Source organism: Enterobacter sp. CP102, assembly GCF_025152625.1.
Lineage (GTDB): Bacteria > Pseudomonadota > Gammaproteobacteria > Enterobacterales > Enterobacteriaceae > Enterobacter > Enterobacter soli.
This window is the reverse complement of the sequence record NZ_CP104014.1, coordinates 3,725,986-3,743,649: the sequence shown is the minus strand read 5'-3', so window position 1 is coordinate 3,743,649 and position 17,664 is coordinate 3,725,986. Positions and strand designations below refer to the sequence as shown.

Below are 17,664 nucleotides of genomic sequence, written 5' to 3'. Positions count from 1 at the left end.
AACTATTGGCGGGCGGAAAGATACATTCTAGTTATGAATCTATCAGTGATCCTGATCCCAAATGCAATAATCCACTTTTGATATGGGTATCTTTAGACCATTTATCTGTTAAAAAATCATCAAAGAGAATTTACGGGCGCGAAGGCTACCATTAACAACATGTGGCCTGAAAGACTGACCAGTGAGATAGGAGTCTTACGCTGTAAAGAAGAGGCTTTTTAGTGTTTTCTGACGATTAATTTGGATTAAGGCTGATAATTTACGGTCTGTAAATCGAGGTAATCGTTTGCGTCTGATTAAATTATGTAAATCACATAAGAGATAAGTATGAGTTGTAACGGTAATAAAAAAGCCGGATAGCGCTTCAGCACTATCCGGCTTGATGGGGGTCACTTGCGGGGAGTTAGGTGCAAATCTCGTAGCAAGGAATATAGGCAGAACCCGGCAGCTTCATACGATGCTGAGCAACAAAGCCCTGTAGCATGTCATCCATGCGGCGCATCATCTCGCGGTCACCATGAATTTTATACGGGCCAAACTCTTCGATAGCGCGGATGCCGACCTCTTTCACGTTACCTGCAACGATACCGGAGAAGGCGCGTCGTAAATCGGCCGCCAGAACTTCAACCGGCTGATCCGGGTACAGTTTCAGGTTGGCCATATTCTCGTGAGAAGGCTCAAACGGGATTTGCAGATCCGGCGCAATACGGATTGACCAGTTGAAGCTGTAAGCATCACCGGTATCGCGGCGGTTCTCTTTGACCAGCGGCATGGCTTTCTTCATCTGACGCGCCACTTCTGCCGCATCATCAATGATAATGCGATAGTGACGGCGGGCAGATTCGCCCAGCGTATGCACAATGAATTCGTCCAGAACGCGGAAGTAATCAGCGCTCTCTTTTGGTCCGGTCAGGATCAACGGCAGTACCTGATCTTTGTTGGCCGGGTTCATCAGAATACCCAGCAGATAAAGCAGCTCTTCCGCCGTACCCACACCGCCTGGGAAGATGATTATCCCGTGGGCGATACGGACAAACGCCTCAAGGCGTTTTTCGATATCCGGCATGATAATCAGTTCATTGACCAGCGGGTTAGGTGGCTCGGCCGCAATGATGGACGGCTCGGTCATCCCGATAAAGCGCCCCTCTTTATAGCGTTGTTGGGCGTGGCCGACCGCCGCCCCTTTCATTGGTGCTTCCATGGCGCCCGGGCCGCAACCGGTACAGATGTTCAGTTCACGCAGGCCGAGCTGGGTCCCTACACGGCGGGCGTAGAGGTATTCGGTTTCGTTAATCGAGTGACCACCCCAGCAAACGACCATATTCGGCGCTTCACCCACGTGCAGGGCACGGGCGTTACGCAGGATAGAGAAGACCAGGTTAGTGATGTGAACAGAGCTTTCCAGGTCAAGGTGCTGGAAACGGCCCGCGTTGTGGATTTGCCCGTTAACAAACAGGATATCGCGCAACACCGCGAACAGGTTGGCCTGGAGTGAGCGAATAATTCGCCCGTCAACAAAGGCCTCTTCCGGCGGATTAATGACTTCAAGTTTTACACCGCGCTCACGACGCAGCACGTTGATATCAAAGCTTTCGAAACGGGACAGCAGTTCTTTACTGTTGTCTGTCAGGCTTCCGGAGTTCAGTACGGCAAGAGAACAATTACGAAACAGTTGATAAAGGTCGCTACTGGCCGTGCGTTTAAGCATGTCCACTTCCAGCTGCGACAACATATCCATTGAGCCAAGCGGGCTAATATGTGTAATCAAGTGAGCTCCTTACGGGACGATTATCGTCTTTCCCTGTTGATTACAATAGCCCTGGCTTATGAGGTTTCACAACAGTTTGGGCGGAATACCGCCCGCATATTGTGAAAATATTTATATTACTGACGCACCAGACGACCGGTAGCAGGCACAAAATCGGTATTGGTGCGCCACGGGTTAATGTCCAGGCCACCACGGCGGGTATAGCGCGCATAAACGCTCAGCTTCTCGGGCTGACAGAAACGCTGAAGGTCATTGAAGATGCGTTCTACGCACTGTTCGTGGAATTCGTTGTGATGGCGGAAAGACACCAGGTAGCGCAGCAGCTTTTCCCGGTCGATCTTCGGCCCGCGATACTGGATCTGCACTGAACCCCAGTCTGGCTGATGGGTGATCAGGCAGTTGGATTTCAGCAGATGGCTGACCAGCGTCTCTTCCACCACTTTGCCACCGGCCGCGTTTTCCAGGTAGTCGGTGCTGAACTCGTAGTTATCAATGTCAATATCCTGTTCGTCGATACAGGTTCCATTGAAATGGGCAATGGGCTGGCCTTCCAGCTCATGCAGACGATACAACGATACCGTAACGTCGCCTTTCGCGCAGGCGCCTAAATCGCGCTCCAGGGTGTGCAGAACATCGTCCCAGCTGTCAAATCGGGTCTGGTTAAAGCTGTTGAGGTACAGCTTGAAGCTTTTTGACTCCACCAGATTAAGGCTGGCGTAATCCAGCTCTACATGGCCTACCGCCACCTGTGGCAGACCGCGCGCATTCAGCCAGGAGAGTTCGTACAGTGTCCAGATATCACCACCCACAAATGGCAGTGCATCGGCGTGCAGTCCGAGAGGATCACGGTTCAAACTGCGCGGCACCCCCTGCAACAGGGTTGCATCGTAGGTGTCGCGGTAATCGGTCGATTTCCCCAGCGTTAAGCCCGTTAACGCCTGATGATTTTCGTAAGACATGTTTCATTGCCACTTTGCAGGTACACTTAAGGGCTGAGTTTATCCTGTCTTACGAGAAGAGAGAAATCGGTGGATATCGAAACTGCAAATGCCCTGACCACATTTACAACTTGCTACTGCGATGCATGGCAAGAAGCGAAAGGAACATGGCCGCAAAGCGCTGACTTATATGGCGTTCCTTCACCATGCGTCATCTCGACTCTGGACGATTGCGTTATCTGGCAGCCGAAGCTGTTCAGCGGGGAGCCAAATGTAAATGCGGTTGAACGCGCAATGGACCTTGTGGTACAACCAGCGGTTCATGCGTTTTACACCACGCAATTTGCAGGGGATATGACCGCGCGCTTTGCCGACATATCGCTAACATTGCTGCAAACCTGGAGCGAAGACGATCTCCAGCGTGTTCAGGAAAACCTGATTGGCCATCTGGTCACGCAAAAGCGTCTTAAACTTTCTCCGACACTTTTTATTGCCACGCTCGACAGTGAACTGGACGTTATCTCCGTCTGCAATCTGTCTGGTGAAGTGATTAAAGAGACACTCGGCACCCGCAATCGCGACGTTCTCGCCCCTTCACTTGCGGATTTCCTTATCCGGCTTGAGCCTCTTCTGTAATCCATCATGCTATAGCGCGTGTGAGAGATCTCTTACAAGGTTTGTGAGAGATCGACGCATCGTTAAGTTAAATCTCATCCACCTTTTTCTATTAAATTTATTATTTTCAATAAGATAATTAATTTTGCGTGTTGAGATGAGTCTTACAGCGCTGACAGAGTGGGTTGTAAGACGAAGCGGAATAGCGGATTCTATCTCTGTCGACAGGATGCCGACACGAGAAACGAACATCAGGATGATGGCGTTTCTCACACAGGACACGTCAGGATGGCGCTTCAGGAAGGCTTCAGGATGAAGCAAAAGGATCACGCAGGACGCGTAAGGGACACCTCCAGGAAGGAGAATGAGAGCCGGTCAGGATGGGCGGTGGGTCAGGAATACCGGGACGTTTCAGGATGAAACATTCACGTCAGGATGATGTGAGCAGGATGCAAAGGTTTACGGATGACCAGGCCTTCGGGCTTCAGGAAAAGTTGTCAAGGATGAGCAGGGAGCACGAATTGTAGCTGGAATGCTGCGAAACGAACCGGGAGCACTGTTTATACAGTGCTCCCTTTTTTTATTTCCCCCTTCGGCAGTGTTATGCTTCGCGCCATTGTGTTTTTCGGTCGAGGTTTTCATGACGCGTCACGACAACGTGCGTGCCCAGCTGCACGCCATTGAAGCAGTATTACGTCAGCATCAGCTCTGGCAGGCGGTCTCTCCGCAGCCGGAAGCATTCGCAAGTACACAGCCTTTTTGCCTGGATACGCTTGAGCCTGTTGAGTGGCTGCAATGGGTACTTGTCCCACGTATGCACGCGTTACTGGACGGAGGTCATCCGCTCCCTCAGGCTTTTGCCGTGTCGCCGTATTATGAAATGGCGCTGGACGTCACCCACCCGGCGCGTGAAATACTCCTGATTGAGCTGGAACGTCTGGATGCGCTGTTTGCGGGTGATGATGAATGACGCTTGAAATCCTGTATCAGGATGAATGGCTGGTGGCGGTGAATAAACCTTCAGGCTGGCTGGTTCACCGTAGCTGGCTCGATCGCGACGAAAAAGTGGTGGTGATGCAGACCGTGCGTGACCAGATTGGTCAGCATGTGTTTACCGCGCATCGCCTGGACAGGCCGACATCCGGCGTGTTGCTGATGGGGCTTTCCAGCGAGGCAGGGCGCCTGCTGTCACAGCAGTTTGAACAGCATCAGATCCAGAAACGTTACCACGCTATCGTGCGCGGCTGGCTGACAGATGCCGCCCGGCTGGATTATCCGCTGGTGGAAGAACTGGATAAAATTGCCGATAAATTTGCCCGCGATGATAAAGGCCCGCAGCCCGCGGTGACAGACTATCGCGGCATGGCGACCACGGAAATGCCGGTAGCCACCAGCAAGTTTCCGACCACGCGATACAGCCTGGTTGAGCTTTTGCCCAAAACCGGGCGCAAACACCAGCTGCGCCGCCATCTTGCGCATCTGCGCCATCCGATTATCGGCGACAGCAAGCACGGTGATTTGCGCCAGAACCGCAGCGCGGCCGAGCACTTTGGTTGCCATCGTCTGATGCTGCACGCAAGCGAACTAAGTCTTACGCACCCGTTTACCGGTGAACCGCTGACAATCCATGCGGGGCTGGACGATGTCTGGATGCAGGCCTTGTCACAGTTTGGCTGGATGGGGCAACTCCCCGAAAATGAAAGGGTTGAGTTTGTGTCAGGCAGCGTTCAGGATGAACAGCAATAGCAAAAATTAACGGAGCAACACATGGCTGAAGTCGGCATTTTTGTTGGCACGATGTACGGTAACTCACTGCTGGTGGCAGAAGAAGCCGAAGCGATCCTCGCAAACCAGGGCCACAAGGCCACGGTGTATGAAGACCCGGAGCTGGACGACTGGAAAAAGTACCAGGACAAATACATCCTGGTGGTGACCTCGACCACCGGCCAGGGCGATCTGCCGGACAGTATCGTTCCGCTTTTCCAGGGGATCAAAGACCAGCTTGGCTATCAGCCTGACGTTCACTACGGCATCATTGCCCTGGGCGACAGCTCCTACGCTAATTTCTGCGGCGGCGGCAAGCAGTTCGACGCTCTGTTGCAGGAGCAAAGCGCTCAGCGCGTGGGTGAGATGCTGCTGATTGACGCCGGTGAACATCCGGAGCCGGAAAGCGAATCAAACCCGTGGGTTGAACACTGGGCGACACTGTTAAAATAATACCATTCCTGGCCAACAGGTTTTTTAGGCCGGGTAAGGCGCTACCGCCACCCGGCGAGACCTACCACTCAAAATCCTCATTTCCGTGAAGTACCTTCCAGTGGTTTGGGCTTATGCCACAAACAACCTCTTACCTTGCCGTCAATGTTGTGTTCATGCACGGTGAGGGAAAGGGTGACTCCTTCATATACTTTCCCCGTCAGTTACTAAAAAGGCAGTGCTTCACTATAAAACGGCGTTAAGCCGTACCAAAACTGCTAAACACTAACCTCATTCTGATTACCCTACAGGTGCTGTACAGAATGAACCGGCGAAAGCCAGGATTCAGGAGTGCAACTATGAGTACATTAAGCCAGGCTGCCAGCAGCGCTGAGAAGCGCACGAATGCTCGCTACTGGATTGTGGTGATGTTGTTTATCGTCACGTCCTTTAACTATGGTGACCGCGCCACGCTGTCGATTGCCGGGTCTGAAATGGCAAAAGATATCGGGCTTGATCCGGTTGGCATGGGTTACGTTTTCTCTGCATTTTCATGGGCCTATGTTATAGGTCAGATCCCGGGTGGCTGGTTGCTTGATCGCTTTGGCTCCAAACGTGTCTATTTCTGGTCCATCTTTATCTGGTCGATGTTTACCCTGTTGCAGGGGTTCGTCGATATCTTCAGCGGCTTTGGCATTATCGTTGCGCTCTTCACCCTGCGTTTCCTGGTAGGGTTAGCCGAAGCACCTTCCTTCCCCGGCAACAGCCGTATAGTAGCGGCCTGGTTCCCGGCGCAGGAGAGGGGAACGGCGGTAGCCATTTTTAACTCCGCACAGTACTTCGCCACGGTGATCTTCGCCCCGATTATGGGCTGGTTGACGCAGGAAGTGGGCTGGTCGCACGTCTTCTTCTTTATGGGCGGGCTTGGGATCATCATCAGTTTCATCTGGCTGAAAGTGATCCACGAACCAAACCAGCATCCTGGCGTGAACAAGAAAGAGCTGGAGTACATTGCTGAAGGCGGTGCGCTGATCAATATGGATCAGAAGAACACGCAAACAAAAGTGCCGTTCAGCCAGAAGTGGGGGCAAATCAAACAGCTGGTTGGCTCGCGCATGATGATCGGTATTTACCTGGGCCAGTACTGCATCAACGCCTTAACCTACTTCTTCATCACCTGGTTCCCGGTTTATCTGGTCCAGGCGCGTGGGATGACTATCCTCAAAGCAGGGTTTGTTGCCTCAATCCCTGCGGTCTGCGGATTTGTCGGCGGCGTGCTGGGGGGCGTAATTTCTGACTGGCTGATGCGTCGTACCGGCTCCCTGAATATCGCCCGTAAAACGCCAATCGTGCTCGGCATGTTGCTTTCGATGACCATGGTGTTCTGTAACTACGTGAGTGCGGAATGGATGATTATCGGCTTTATGGCGATGGCGTTCTTCGGCAAAGGGATCGGTGCACTGGGCTGGGCGGTGATGGCGGATACTGCGCCAAAAGAGATCAGCGGCCTGAGCGGTGGTCTGTTCAACATGTTCGGCAACATTTCCGGCATTGTTACCCCTATCGCGATCGGTTACATCGTTGGCACTACCGGCTCCTTTAACGGCGCGCTGATTTACGTGGGTGTCCATGCGCTGGTTGCCGTACTGAGCTACCTGGTGCTGGTGGGTGATATCAAACGTATCGAACTGAAACCTGTTGCGGAGCGTGGATGATGACAACGCAATCAAGCCCAATCGTCACGGAAATGAAGGTCATCCCGGTGGCGGGGCAGGACAGTATGCTGCTCAATATCGGCGGCGCGCATAATGCCTGGTTTACCCGCAATATCGTGGTGCTGACCGATAGCGCCGGCAATACAGGTGTTGGTGAAGCGCCGGGTGGTGAGGTGATTTACCAGACGCTGGTCGATGCTATTCCACAGGTTGTGGGGCAGGAAGTGGGCCGTCTGAATAAAGTGGTTCAGCGGGTGCATAAGGGCAACCAGTCTGCTGATTTTGATACCTTCGGCAAAGGCGCCTGGACGTTTGAACTGCGTGTGAATGCGGTTGCCGCGCTGGAAGCCGCGCTCCTGGACCTGCTGGGCAAGGCGCTGAATGTCCCGGTGTGTGAACTGTTAGGGCCTGGCAAGCAGCGCGATGCGGTAACGGTTCTGGGTTATCTGTTCTATGTTGGCGACCGAAACAAAACGGACCTGCCATACCTGGCAAGTTCACCGGGTGGCCACGAGTGGTATCACCTGCGCCATCAGGAGGCGCTTTCCAGTGAGGCGGTGGTTCGCCTGGCTGAAGCGGCGCAGGATCGTTACGGCTTTAAAGATTTCAAACTGAAAGGCGGCGTATTGCCGGGCGAGCAAGAGATTGAAAGTGCCCGCGCGCTGAAAAAGCGCTTCCCGGATGCCCGTATCACCGTCGATCCAAACGGCGCGTGGCTGCTCGATGAAGCTATCGCTTTATGCAAAGGCCTGGGTGATGTGCTGACCTACGCGGAAGATCCATGCGGCGCAGAGCAGGGTTTCTCCGGCCGTGAAGTGATGGCGGAATTCCGTCGCGCCACTGGATTGCCGGTGGCAACCAACATGATTGCGACCAACTGGCGCGAAATGGGTCATGCGGTCATGCTGAATTCAGTTGATATTCCGCTGGCCGACCCGCATTTCTGGACGCTTTCCGGTGCGGTGCGGGTTGCGCAGCTTTGCGATGACTGGGGCCTGACGTGGGGTTGCCACTCTAACAACCATTTCGATATTTCGCTGGCAATGTTTACCCACGTGGGGGCAGCGGCTCCGGGCAACCCAACCGCCATCGACACCCACTGGATCTGGCAGGAGGGCGAAGCCCGTCTGACGAAAAACCCGCTGGAAATCAAAAACGGCAAAATCGCGGTACCCGATGCGCCAGGCTTGGGTGTGGAGCTTGACTGGGATCAGATCCACAAAGCGCATGAGGCGTATAAAAAACTGCCGGGCGGCGCGCGTAATGACGCAGGCCCGATGCAATACCTTATCCCTGGCTGGACATTTGATCGCAAACGCCCTGTTTTTGGACGTCACAAATAAAAGGATTGAACGATGAGCACATTTTCTACCCCTGTAGTTACCTCCATGCAGATCATTCCGGTTGCGGGTTATGACAGCATGTTGATGAACCTGAGTGGCGCACATGCCCCATTCTTCACCCGCAATATTGTGATTATCAAAGACAACTCCGGCCATACCGGGGTGGGCGAGATTCCGGGTGGAGAGAAAATCCGTAAGACGCTGGAAGATGCCATTCCTCTGGTCGTGGGTAAAACCCTCGGCGAGTATAAAAACGTGCTGAATGCGGTGCGTAGCACCTTCGCCGATCGGGATGCCGGCGGGCGTGGTCTGCAAACCTTTGATCTGCGGACCACTATTCACGTTGTCACGGGTATTGAGGCGGCGATGCTGGATCTGCTCGGTCAGCATCTGGGCGTAAACGTGGCGTCACTGCTGGGCGAGGGACAACAGCGTAGTGAAGTAGAAATGCTTGGTTATCTGTTCTTTATCGGTGACCGTAAGCTAACGCCACTGCCGTACCAGAGCCAGCCGGATGAAAAATGCGAGTGGTATCGCCTCCGCCATGATGAGGCGATGACCCCGGATGCGGTGGTTCGCCTGGCAGAAGCCGCTTACGAAAAATATGGCTTCAACGATTTCAAACTGAAAGGCGGCGTACTGGCGGGTGAGGAAGAGGCTGAAGCGATTTCCGCCCTGGCAAAACGTTTCCCGCAGGCGCGTGTAACGCTGGATCCAAACGGGGCCTGGTCGCTCGATGAAGCCATTAAAATTGGCAAGCAGCTGAAAGGCGTGCTGGCCTATGCAGAAGATCCGTGCGGCGCTGAGCAAGGCTTCTCCGGGCGTGAAGTGATGGCGGAATTCCGTCGCGCCACCGGCTTGCCAACGGCAACCAACATGATTGCGACCGACTGGCGTCAGATGGGGCATACGCTCTCTCTGCAATCTGTCGATATTCCGCTGGCTGACCCGCACTTCTGGACGATGCAGGGCTCTGTACGCGTCGCGCAGATGTGCCACGAGTTTGGCCTGACCTGGGGCTCACACTCCAATAACCACTTCGACGTGTCGCTGGCGATGTTTACCCATGTCGCTGCCGCTGCCCCCGGCAATATTACCGCTATCGATACCCACTGGATCTGGCAGGAAGGCAACCAGCGTCTGACCAAACAGCCGTTCGAAATCAAAGGCGGTATGGTGCAGGTTCCTTCAACGCCAGGTCTGGGCGTTGAGCTGGATATGGATCAGGTGATGAAGGCGCATGAGCTGTACCAGAAGCATGGTCTGGGCGCGCGTGATGACGCAATGTCGATGCAGTATCTGATCCCGAACTGGACCTTCAACAACAAACGCCCTTGCATGGTGCGTTAAGCGTATTGCCGGTTCCTGAGGGAATCGGCATTTTCGACAACCTGGCGGGTGTATGCTTAACGTAGTTAACATGCGTAAGGATGGCTTATGAAAATAGTTATCGCACCGGACTCGTATAAGGAAAGTTTGAGTGCTCTTGAGGTAGCGACAGCGATAGAGCAGGGGTTTCGCGAGATCTTCCCGTCAGCGCAGTACGTCAAACTGCCGGTCGCTGATGGCGGTGAAGGTACCGTTGAGGCGATGGTTGCTGCCACCGGTGGGCGAATTGTTCACGTACCCGTCACGGGCCCGTTGGGTGAACGCGTGGAAGGGTTCTACGGGTTATCCGGCGACGAACAAAGCGCATTTATTGAAATGGCGGCGGCAAGCGGCCTGGAGCTGGTCGTCCCTTCTCAACGCAACCCATTAAAAACAACCTCCTGGGGAACCGGTGAACTCATCCGTCATGCGCTGGATGTGGGGGTTAAGCATATTATTATTGGCATTGGCGGCAGCGCGACCAACGACGGCGGTGCAGGCATGGTGCAGGCGCTGGGTGCCAGGCTGCTGGATGCCGAGGGGCACGCCATTGGCCCTGGCGGCAGCGAGCTGGAGCGGCTGGTGAAAATAGACAGAAGCAGCCTGGACAGACGCCTTGCCGATTGCCGGATAGAAGTCGCCTGCGACGTCACAAATCCGTTAACCGGTGAAGAGGGTGCATCGGCGGTGTTTGGGCCACAGAAAGGCGCCACGCCAGAGATGATCGTGATGCTGGATAACGCGCTTGCCCATTACGCGAAAGTGATCGCCCGGGATCTGGATATCGATGTCTTACATCTGGCGGGCGGTGGTGCGGCTGGTGGCATGGGCGCCGCGTTGTACGCGTTTTGCGGCGCGCAGCTGCGCCAGGGTATCGAAATTGTGACCGACGCATTGCACCTTGACGAGCAGGTTGCTGATGCGGATCTGGTTATCACCGGGGAAGGTCGTATCGACAGCCAGACTATTCATGGCAAAGTGCCCGTTGGCGTGGCAAAGGTCGCGAAACGCTTTAACAAACCTGTTATCGGAATTGCGGGAAGCCTGACTGCGGATGTAGGTGTGGTTCATGATCATGGTATCGACGCGGTGTTTAGCGTGATTTACACCATCTGCTCGCTGGAAGATGCGCTGGAAAATGCGCGTGAAAATGTGCAGATGGCCGCGAGGAATATCGCGGCAACCTTGCGAGCGGGACAAGGGCTTCGGCTGTAAACGCCCGGTTGCGCTCCGCTGACCGGCCTACAGGTACGCACTTGTAGGCCCGGTCAGGCGAAGCCGTCACCCGGCATTTCCTCTAGCTCCCCAATACCTTCATCGCTTCCCGCGTCACGTTATCCATCTCATCCAGCAGTTCCAGGAACTCAGGTTCAAGCTCTGATTCCGGTGTTCCGGCGCGCAGCTGTTGTTCCACCAGCTGGCACAGGTTTTTCAGCCGCGGTACGCCGCTGTAACCACAGCTGCCGTGGAGTTTGTGGATCGCTTCCAGCAGCTCTTCGGGATGTTCACCCACCAGCTGTTCTTCGATCTTGTTGCGGATTTCCGGCAAAAACGCCACCAGCATTTGCAGCATTTCGCGCGCCAAATCGGGTTTGCCCGCGGCCTGGCGCAGCGCCAGCTGCCAGTCGAACGTGGCGTTATGGTTTATCGTGCTCTCAACGGTTTCTGCCGGTGGCGTGTACGTTCCGCCAATATGGCCCGGTTTATAGCGCAACAGCAGATTGTGCAGCTTCTCTTCATCGATAGGTTTTGCCAGATAATCGTTCATTCCGGCGCTGAGTAGTTTTTCTTTCTGGCCCGCCATCGCGTGCGCCGTAACGGCAATCACCGGGGTCTGCTGTTGGTGAGGAAGCTGACGAATCAATTCACAGGCGCGAATGCCGTCCATGCCCGGCATCTGAATATCCATCAGGATCAGATCGAACTGCATTTGTTTGGCCTGCTCGACCGCCTGAGCGCCACTGGTACAGAGCTCGACATGCTGAACCTGATCCCCCAGCAATACGCCGATGAGCTTCAGGTTCGCCGGGTTATCGTCCACCGCCATGACGCTCATCGGCAGCTTCTGTTCATCATTAACCAGCGGCAAAGCGTGCTGGCTCAGGCGGCAGTATTCCGTCAACGCCGGCAGGAGTCGCGTGGCGGTGAGCGGTTTAAGCAGGCAGGCGGCCGCACCGTCGTTTTTCAGCTCTTCGGCATTAATCTGGGCGTGGCACGGTAGCGCCAGCAGCAGGTAATCGGTCATCGATGCGGCTTTCGCCAGGCGCTCCTGCTGCATGGTCAGCTCGCCGGTAAAGGTGACCGGAATACCCATCAGCAGGATATCGTAATGCTCCACCGCCAGGGCGGAGAAAGTCGGGCTGTAGATAATCTCCAGCGGCGTAGAGCTTAAAACGTCCAGCGTGCTCTGGGCCGCTGCGGCGTTAGGCTCGACATAGGCCAGACGCATCCCTTTCAGGCAGTCTGTGACCGGGCCATCCGTGAGCACGTTTGGATTGAGGTCGAGGCTAATATGGAACCAGAAGGTTGAACCGCGGTTTGGCTGGCTATGGAAGGAGATATCCCCGCCCATCTCTTTCACCAGTTTTTGCGTGATAACCAGCCCAAGCCCCGTGCCGCCATGACGGCGGGAAATACTGGCATCCGCCTGACGGAAGGCCTGGAACAGGCGCGACTGGTCACGTTCCGGGATACCAATGCCCGTATCGCGGATCTGCACTTCAATCTGCACCTTGTTGTTACTGAGCGCCCGCTTTTCCACCAGCACATCAATGTTACCGCTTTCGGTGAATTTAATGGCGTTACCCACCAGGTTCGTGATCACCTGCTGCAAACGCAGGGGATCGCCAATCACGTTATCCGGCACGTCATTTTTAATGTTGAGTGTTAACTCCAGCCCTTTATCGTGCGAGGAGTGGGCAAGCAGCGTCACCACTTCGTCCAGCGTGCTGCGCAGCGGGAAAGGAATGCTTTCCAGAATCAGTTTTCCGGCTTCCAGCTTGGAGAAGTCCAGCACGTCGTTAATGATCGCCAGCAGGTTGTTGGCGGAGCGCTCAATAGTGTGCAGATGATCGCGCTGGGTTGGATTCAGCTCGCTTTTCAGCGTCAGGCGGGTGAAGCCGATAACGCCATTCAGCGGCGTACGAAGTTCGTGAGACATGTTCGCCAGGAATTCTGACTTGATACGTGCGGCTTCCTGAGCACGTTTTTTCGCCAGATCCAGCTCGACGTTCTGAATTTCCATCTGTTCCAGCGTTTCGCGCAGATCGGAAGTCGCCTGGTCGACGTTATGCTGCATCTCTTCGTGATAGGCTGCCAGCGACATCGCCATCGAGTTGATGCCGTTTTTCAGCATATCCAGCTCGCCCAGCATAAAACCTTCCACGCGGCTGTCGAGCTGCCCGCGACGAATGCGGTCGACGGTATTTACCATATTGCGGATAGGCCCGGTGACGTCGCGCATCAGGCGCCAGCCAAATATCAGCGCAATGCCGATACAGAACAGCATCATCACGCCAGAAATGAAGATTTCTTTATACTGCTGTAGACGCACCGACTTGAGATCCAGCTCCAGCGCCACATATCCCAGCATATTGCTGCTGGATTTGGCATCCGACATGGCGGATTCATCAGGCGAATAACTTTCCGAAATGATAGGCGTGCGCAGGATCATGATATCACCCCGGCGCAGCACGCTGAGATGACGCGGGAACGGCGAACCATCCGGGATTTTCAGCTCGGCCGGATCGAGGTGAAAGTTAGAGGTGACGAACAAGCGGTTATGTTCATCGTAGACCGATATCGCGCGCACAATCTCGGAATGACGCCGGTGGAGCACGCTGATGAGCTGACCAATGGACTCGCGGTTTTGCAGGTTCATACCATATTCACTGGACACTGCCAGCGGCTCGATAATGCTGGCGCCGGCATCTTCCAGCTGTCTCTGCAAATCGTTATAGCGGTGCACCACAAAGAAGATACTCAGCAGCAAACCGATGAGAACGGTAGGGGCGAGGATCAAAATCATCATGCGTGCACGCAGGCTGTAGTTGGTCATGGAGTTCCGTTATGGGACAATTAAGCTAATTATGTTTATGTGAGAACAATCTCGGCGATGGCGCAATTCTACTCTGCAAAGCGACGCGTGACGACGCGTCAGATCATAACTGTTGAAGCCACAGACCTCGATCCCTTTGGTCAGGGGGTCGCTCGTCATAATGGTAAGGCCTTGTTTATAACAGGTTTGCTGCCTGATGAACGAGCAGAAATTACCCTGACGGAAGATAAACGTCAGTATGCCCGCGGCCAGGTCAAACGTCGCCTGAGTGAAAGCCCTGAACGTGTTGTACCACGTTGTCCTCATTATGGCGTATGTGGCGGTTGCCAGCAGCAGCACGCCAGCGTCGCCCTTCAGCAAAAAAGTAAAAGTCACGCGCTGGCGCGTCTTATCAGGCATGAGGTTAATGACATTATTGCCGATAAGCCCTGGGGTTACCGCCGCCGCGCCCGTCTGAGCCTCAGCTATCAGCCCAAAACCGAACAGCTGGAAATGGGTTTTCGCAAAGCAGGCTCCAGCGATATTGTAAATATCCGACAGTGCCCCATTTTGGTGCCCCAACTTGAGGCATTGCTCCCGGAAGTGCGTTCCTGCCTGTCTGAGCTGGATGGCATTCGTCATCTGGGGCACGTTGAACTGGTGCTGGCAAACAATGGGCCGCTTATGGTGCTGCGCCATACCGCACCACTGTCGAAAAAAGACCGTGAAAAACTGGAACGCTTTTCGCATTCTCACGAGCTTGCGCTTTTCCTCGCGCCACAAAGCGAGATACTTGAGCAGGTTACAGGAGAGGCTCCCTGGTATGCGTCAAACGGGCTACGCTTAACGTTCAGTCCGCGTGATTTCATTCAGGTAAACGACGGCGTGAATCAGCAAATGATAGAAAAAGCGCTGGCGTGGCTGGATGTACAACCCACTGATCGGGTGCTTGATCTGTTCTGCGGTATGGGTAATTTCACGCTGCCGCTGGCCCAGAAAGCGTCAAGCGTCGTGGGCGTGGAAGGCGTCGAGGCGCTGGTGGCAAAAGGGCAGGAGAACGCTCAACTGAATGGGTTGCAAAATGTGACATTCTTTCATCAAAATCTGGAGGAAGATGTCACCCGGCAGCCGTGGGCTAAGCAGGGCTTTGACAAGATTTTACTCGACCCGGCGCGCGCTGGCGCACCTGGCGTGATGCAGCATATTATTAAACTCGCACCCAGGCGCGTGGTCTATGTTTCCTGTAACCCGGCCACGCTTGCCAGAGATAGCGAGACATTAACCCAGGCGGGTTACCAAATTCAGCGTCTGGCAATGCTGGACATGTTCCCGCACACTGGGCATCTGGAATCAATGGTGTTGTTCGAGCACATATGATGAGTTTGGCTTGTCGACTTCGACAGGCCCTGGTCCCTAAAGGAGAGGACAATGGTTGCGGTAAGAAGTGCACATCTCAATAAAGCTGGTGAGTTTGACCCACAAAAATGGATAGCAAGTCTGGGGATTTCCAGCCAGCAATCGTGTGAACGCTTAACCGAAACCTGGGCTTATTGTCTGCGCACCACGCAAGGGCATTCTGATGCTGAGCTACTGCTGTGGCGCGGTATTGAGATGGTCGAAATCCTCTCCATGCTCAACATGGATATCGAAACGCTACAGGCAGCGCTCCTGTTCCCACTGGCAGATGCGGACGTGGTTTCTGAGGATGTGCTGGTTGAGAGCGTCGGCAAACCCGTTGTGGCGTTGATCCATGGCGTACGTGACATGGCGGCTATCCGCCAGCTGAAAGCTGCCCATACTGATTCTGTCTCCTCTGAACAGGTCGATAACGTCCGTCGGATGCTGCTGGCCATGGTGGATGACTTCCGCTGCGTGGTCATTAAACTTGCCGAGCGTATTGCGCACCTGCGCGAAGTGAAGGATGCGCCGGAAGATGAACGCGTGCTGGCGGCCAAAGAGTGTACAAATATCTATGCGCCGCTGGCGAACCGTCTGGGTATCGGGCAGCTGAAATGGGAGCTGGAAGATTACTGCTTCCGCTACCTGCACCCGGCGGAATATAAGCGTATTGCCAAGCTTCTGCATGAACGTCGCATTGACCGCGAGCACTATATCGATGAGTTTGTCGGCGGGTTGCGTCAGTCGATGAAAGAAGAGAATGTGCGTGCCGAAGTGTACGGTCGACCAAAACACATCTACAGCATCTGGCGCAAAATGCAGAAGAAGCACCTCGCCTTTGACGAGTTGTTTGACGTGCGTGCGGTGCGTATCGTGGCCGAGCGCTTGCAGGACTGCTATGCCGCGCTGGGGATAGTGCACACCCACTTCCGCCATCTGCCGGATGAGTTTGATGACTATGTCGCGAACCCAAAACCGAATGGCTACCAGTCTATTCATACCGTGGTGCTTGGCCCTGGCGGCAAAACGGTTGAAATCCAGATCCGAACCAAACAGATGCATGAAGATGCCGAGCTGGGCGTTGCCGCGCACTGGAAATACAAAGAAGGCACAACCGGCGGCGCACGTTCTGGCCATGAAGACCGCATTGCCTGGCTGCGCAAACTGATTGCGTGGCAGGAAGAGATGGCGGATTCCGGCGAAATGCTCGACGAAGTTCGCAGCCAGGTCTTTGATGACAGGGTGTATGTCTTTACCCCGAAAGGTGATGTCGTTGACCTGCCGGCGGGGTCTACACCGCTCGACTTTGCGTACCACATCCACAGCGATGTGGGGCACCGCTGCATCGGGGCCAAAATTGGTGGGCGTATCGTGCCGTTCACCTACCAGCTCCAGATGGGCGATCAGATTGAAATTATCACCCAGAAGCAGCCGAATCCAAGCCGTGACTGGCTGAATCCGAACCTGGGCTACGTGACTACCAGCCGCGGGCGCTCCAAAATTCATGCCTGGTTCCGCAAGCAGGATCGTGACAAGAACATCCTTGCAGGCCGTCAGATCCTGGACGACGAGCTAGAGCATATTGGCATCAGCCTGAAAGAAGCGGAGAAGTTCCTGCTGCCGCGCTACAACTTTAACGAGCTGGATGAACTGTTAGCCGCTATCGGCGGGGGTGACATCCGTCTGAATCAGATGGTGAATTTCCTGCAAGCTCAGTTCAACAAGCCAAGTGCAGAAGAGCAGGATGCCGCCGCGCTGAAACAGCTTCAGCAGAAAAGCTACGCTCCGCAGCAGCGCAGCAAAGATAACGGCCGCGTGGTGGTAGAGGGCGTCGGGAATCTGATGCATCACATCGCCCGCTGCTGTCAGCCAATTCCGGGTGATGATATTGTCGGCTTTATCACTCAGGGGCGCGGGATCTCCATTCACCGTTCGGATTGCGACCAGCTCGCCGAACTGCAATCCCATGCACCGGAGCGTATTGTCGATGCAGTCTGGGGCGAGAGCTACTCTGCTGGCTATTCGCTGGTGGTACGCGTTACGGCAAATGACCGCAGTGGTTTACTGCGTGATATCACGACCATTCTCGCCAACGAAAAGGTCAACGTGCTGGGCGTAGCCAGCCGCAGCGATACCCGCGAACAGCTCGCCACCATCGATATGACTATCGAAATCTATAACCTGCAGGTGCTGGGCCGCGTGCTTGGCAAACTGAACCAGGTGCCGGATGTGATTGACGCACGTCGTCTGCACGGCGGCTAAACATCCTCTTCTGTAGGCCGGGTAA

13 protein-coding genes are annotated in these 17,664 nt (G+C 54.6%); 10 read left to right on the top strand and 3 right to left on the bottom strand.

The window, feature by feature from the left end; all coding sequences use genetic code 11:
• Window positions 1-403 precede the first annotated feature (403 nt).
• Together ppnN and queF are read right to left on the bottom strand one after the other, a co-directional pair.
• Window positions 404-1,768, bottom strand: a complete 1,365-nt coding sequence (ppnN, locus tag N1249_RS17580) for a nucleotide 5'-monophosphate nucleosidase PpnN (protein ID WP_014071576.1) — start codon at window positions 1,766-1,768, stop codon at window positions 404-406.
• 116 nt (window positions 1,769-1,884) lie between these two features.
• Window positions 1,885-2,727, bottom strand: coding sequence for an NADPH-dependent 7-cyano-7-deazaguanine reductase QueF (gene queF / locus N1249_RS17575; protein WP_259831675.1), 843 nt, complete (start codon window positions 2,725-2,727; stop codon window positions 1,885-1,887).
• 69 nt (window positions 2,728-2,796) lie between these two features.
• Here queF and syd point away from each other — a divergent pair, with 69 nt between their 5' ends.
• The 8 genes from syd to N1249_RS17535 all read left to right on the top strand — a co-directional run bounded on the left by syd (window position 2,797) and on the right by N1249_RS17535 (window position 11,158).
• Window positions 2,797-3,342: a SecY-interacting protein gene (syd, locus tag N1249_RS17570; protein WP_259831668.1), complete on the top strand. Its 546-nt coding sequence runs from the start codon at window positions 2,797-2,799 to the stop codon at window positions 3,340-3,342.
• 619 nt (window positions 3,343-3,961) lie between these two features.
• Complete coding sequence (locus tag N1249_RS17565) at window positions 3,962-4,291, top strand: YqcC family protein (protein ID WP_259831666.1); 330 nt, start codon at window positions 3,962-3,964, stop codon at window positions 4,289-4,291.
• Window positions 4,288-5,067 carry a tRNA pseudouridine(65) synthase TruC gene (gene truC / locus N1249_RS17560; RefSeq protein ID WP_259831664.1) on the top strand — a complete coding sequence of 260 codons (780 nt, stop codon included), beginning with the start codon at window positions 4,288-4,290 and terminating at the stop codon, window positions 5,065-5,067. The genes N1249_RS17565 and truC overlap by 4 nt, the downstream gene beginning before the upstream one ends.
• A gap of 21 nt (window positions 5,068-5,088) precedes the next feature.
• Window positions 5,089-5,538 carry a flavodoxin gene (locus tag N1249_RS17555; RefSeq protein WP_014071571.1) on the top strand — a complete coding sequence of 150 codons (450 nt, stop codon included), beginning with the start codon at window positions 5,089-5,091 and terminating at the stop codon, window positions 5,536-5,538.
• Between the two features lie 338 nt (window positions 5,539-5,876).
• Window positions 5,877-7,232 (top strand): galactarate/glucarate/glycerate transporter GudP, encoded by a 1,356-nt coding sequence (gene gudP / locus N1249_RS17550; RefSeq protein WP_014071570.1) that lies wholly within the window; start codon window positions 5,877-5,879, stop codon window positions 7,230-7,232.
• Window positions 7,232-8,575 (top strand): glucarate dehydratase family protein, encoded by a 1,344-nt coding sequence (locus N1249_RS17545; RefSeq protein WP_259838209.1) that lies wholly within the window; start codon window positions 7,232-7,234, stop codon window positions 8,573-8,575. The genes gudP and N1249_RS17545 overlap by 1 nt, the downstream gene beginning before the upstream one ends.
• A gap of 12 nt (window positions 8,576-8,587) precedes the next feature.
• On the top strand, window positions 8,588-9,925 hold the full coding sequence (gene gudD / locus N1249_RS17540; RefSeq protein ID WP_259831656.1) for a glucarate dehydratase: 1,338 nt from the start codon (window positions 8,588-8,590) through the stop codon (window positions 9,923-9,925).
• A gap of 87 nt (window positions 9,926-10,012) precedes the next feature.
• On the top strand, window positions 10,013-11,158 hold the full coding sequence (locus N1249_RS17535) for a glycerate kinase (protein WP_259831653.1): 1,146 nt from the start codon (window positions 10,013-10,015) through the stop codon (window positions 11,156-11,158).
• Window positions 11,159-11,240: 82 nt separating this feature from the next.
• Here N1249_RS17535 and barA read toward each other — a convergent pair whose 3' ends face one another.
• Window positions 11,241-14,000 carry a two-component sensor histidine kinase BarA gene (gene barA / locus N1249_RS17530; protein WP_259831651.1) on the bottom strand — a complete coding sequence of 920 codons (2,760 nt, stop codon included), beginning with the start codon at window positions 13,998-14,000 and terminating at the stop codon, window positions 11,241-11,243.
• Between the two features lie 57 nt (window positions 14,001-14,057).
• Between barA and rlmD the strand changes: the two genes are divergently transcribed.
• Together rlmD and relA are read left to right on the top strand one after the other, a co-directional pair.
• On the top strand, window positions 14,058-15,356 hold the full coding sequence (rlmD, locus tag N1249_RS17525; RefSeq protein WP_259831649.1) for a 23S rRNA (uracil(1939)-C(5))-methyltransferase RlmD: 1,299 nt from the start codon (window positions 14,058-14,060) through the stop codon (window positions 15,354-15,356).
• Window positions 15,357-15,407: 51 nt separating this feature from the next.
• On the top strand, window positions 15,408-17,639 hold the full coding sequence (gene relA / locus N1249_RS17520; protein ID WP_259831642.1) for a GTP diphosphokinase: 2,232 nt from the start codon (window positions 15,408-15,410) through the stop codon (window positions 17,637-17,639).
• The last annotated feature ends 25 nt before the right edge of the window (window positions 17,640-17,664 follow it).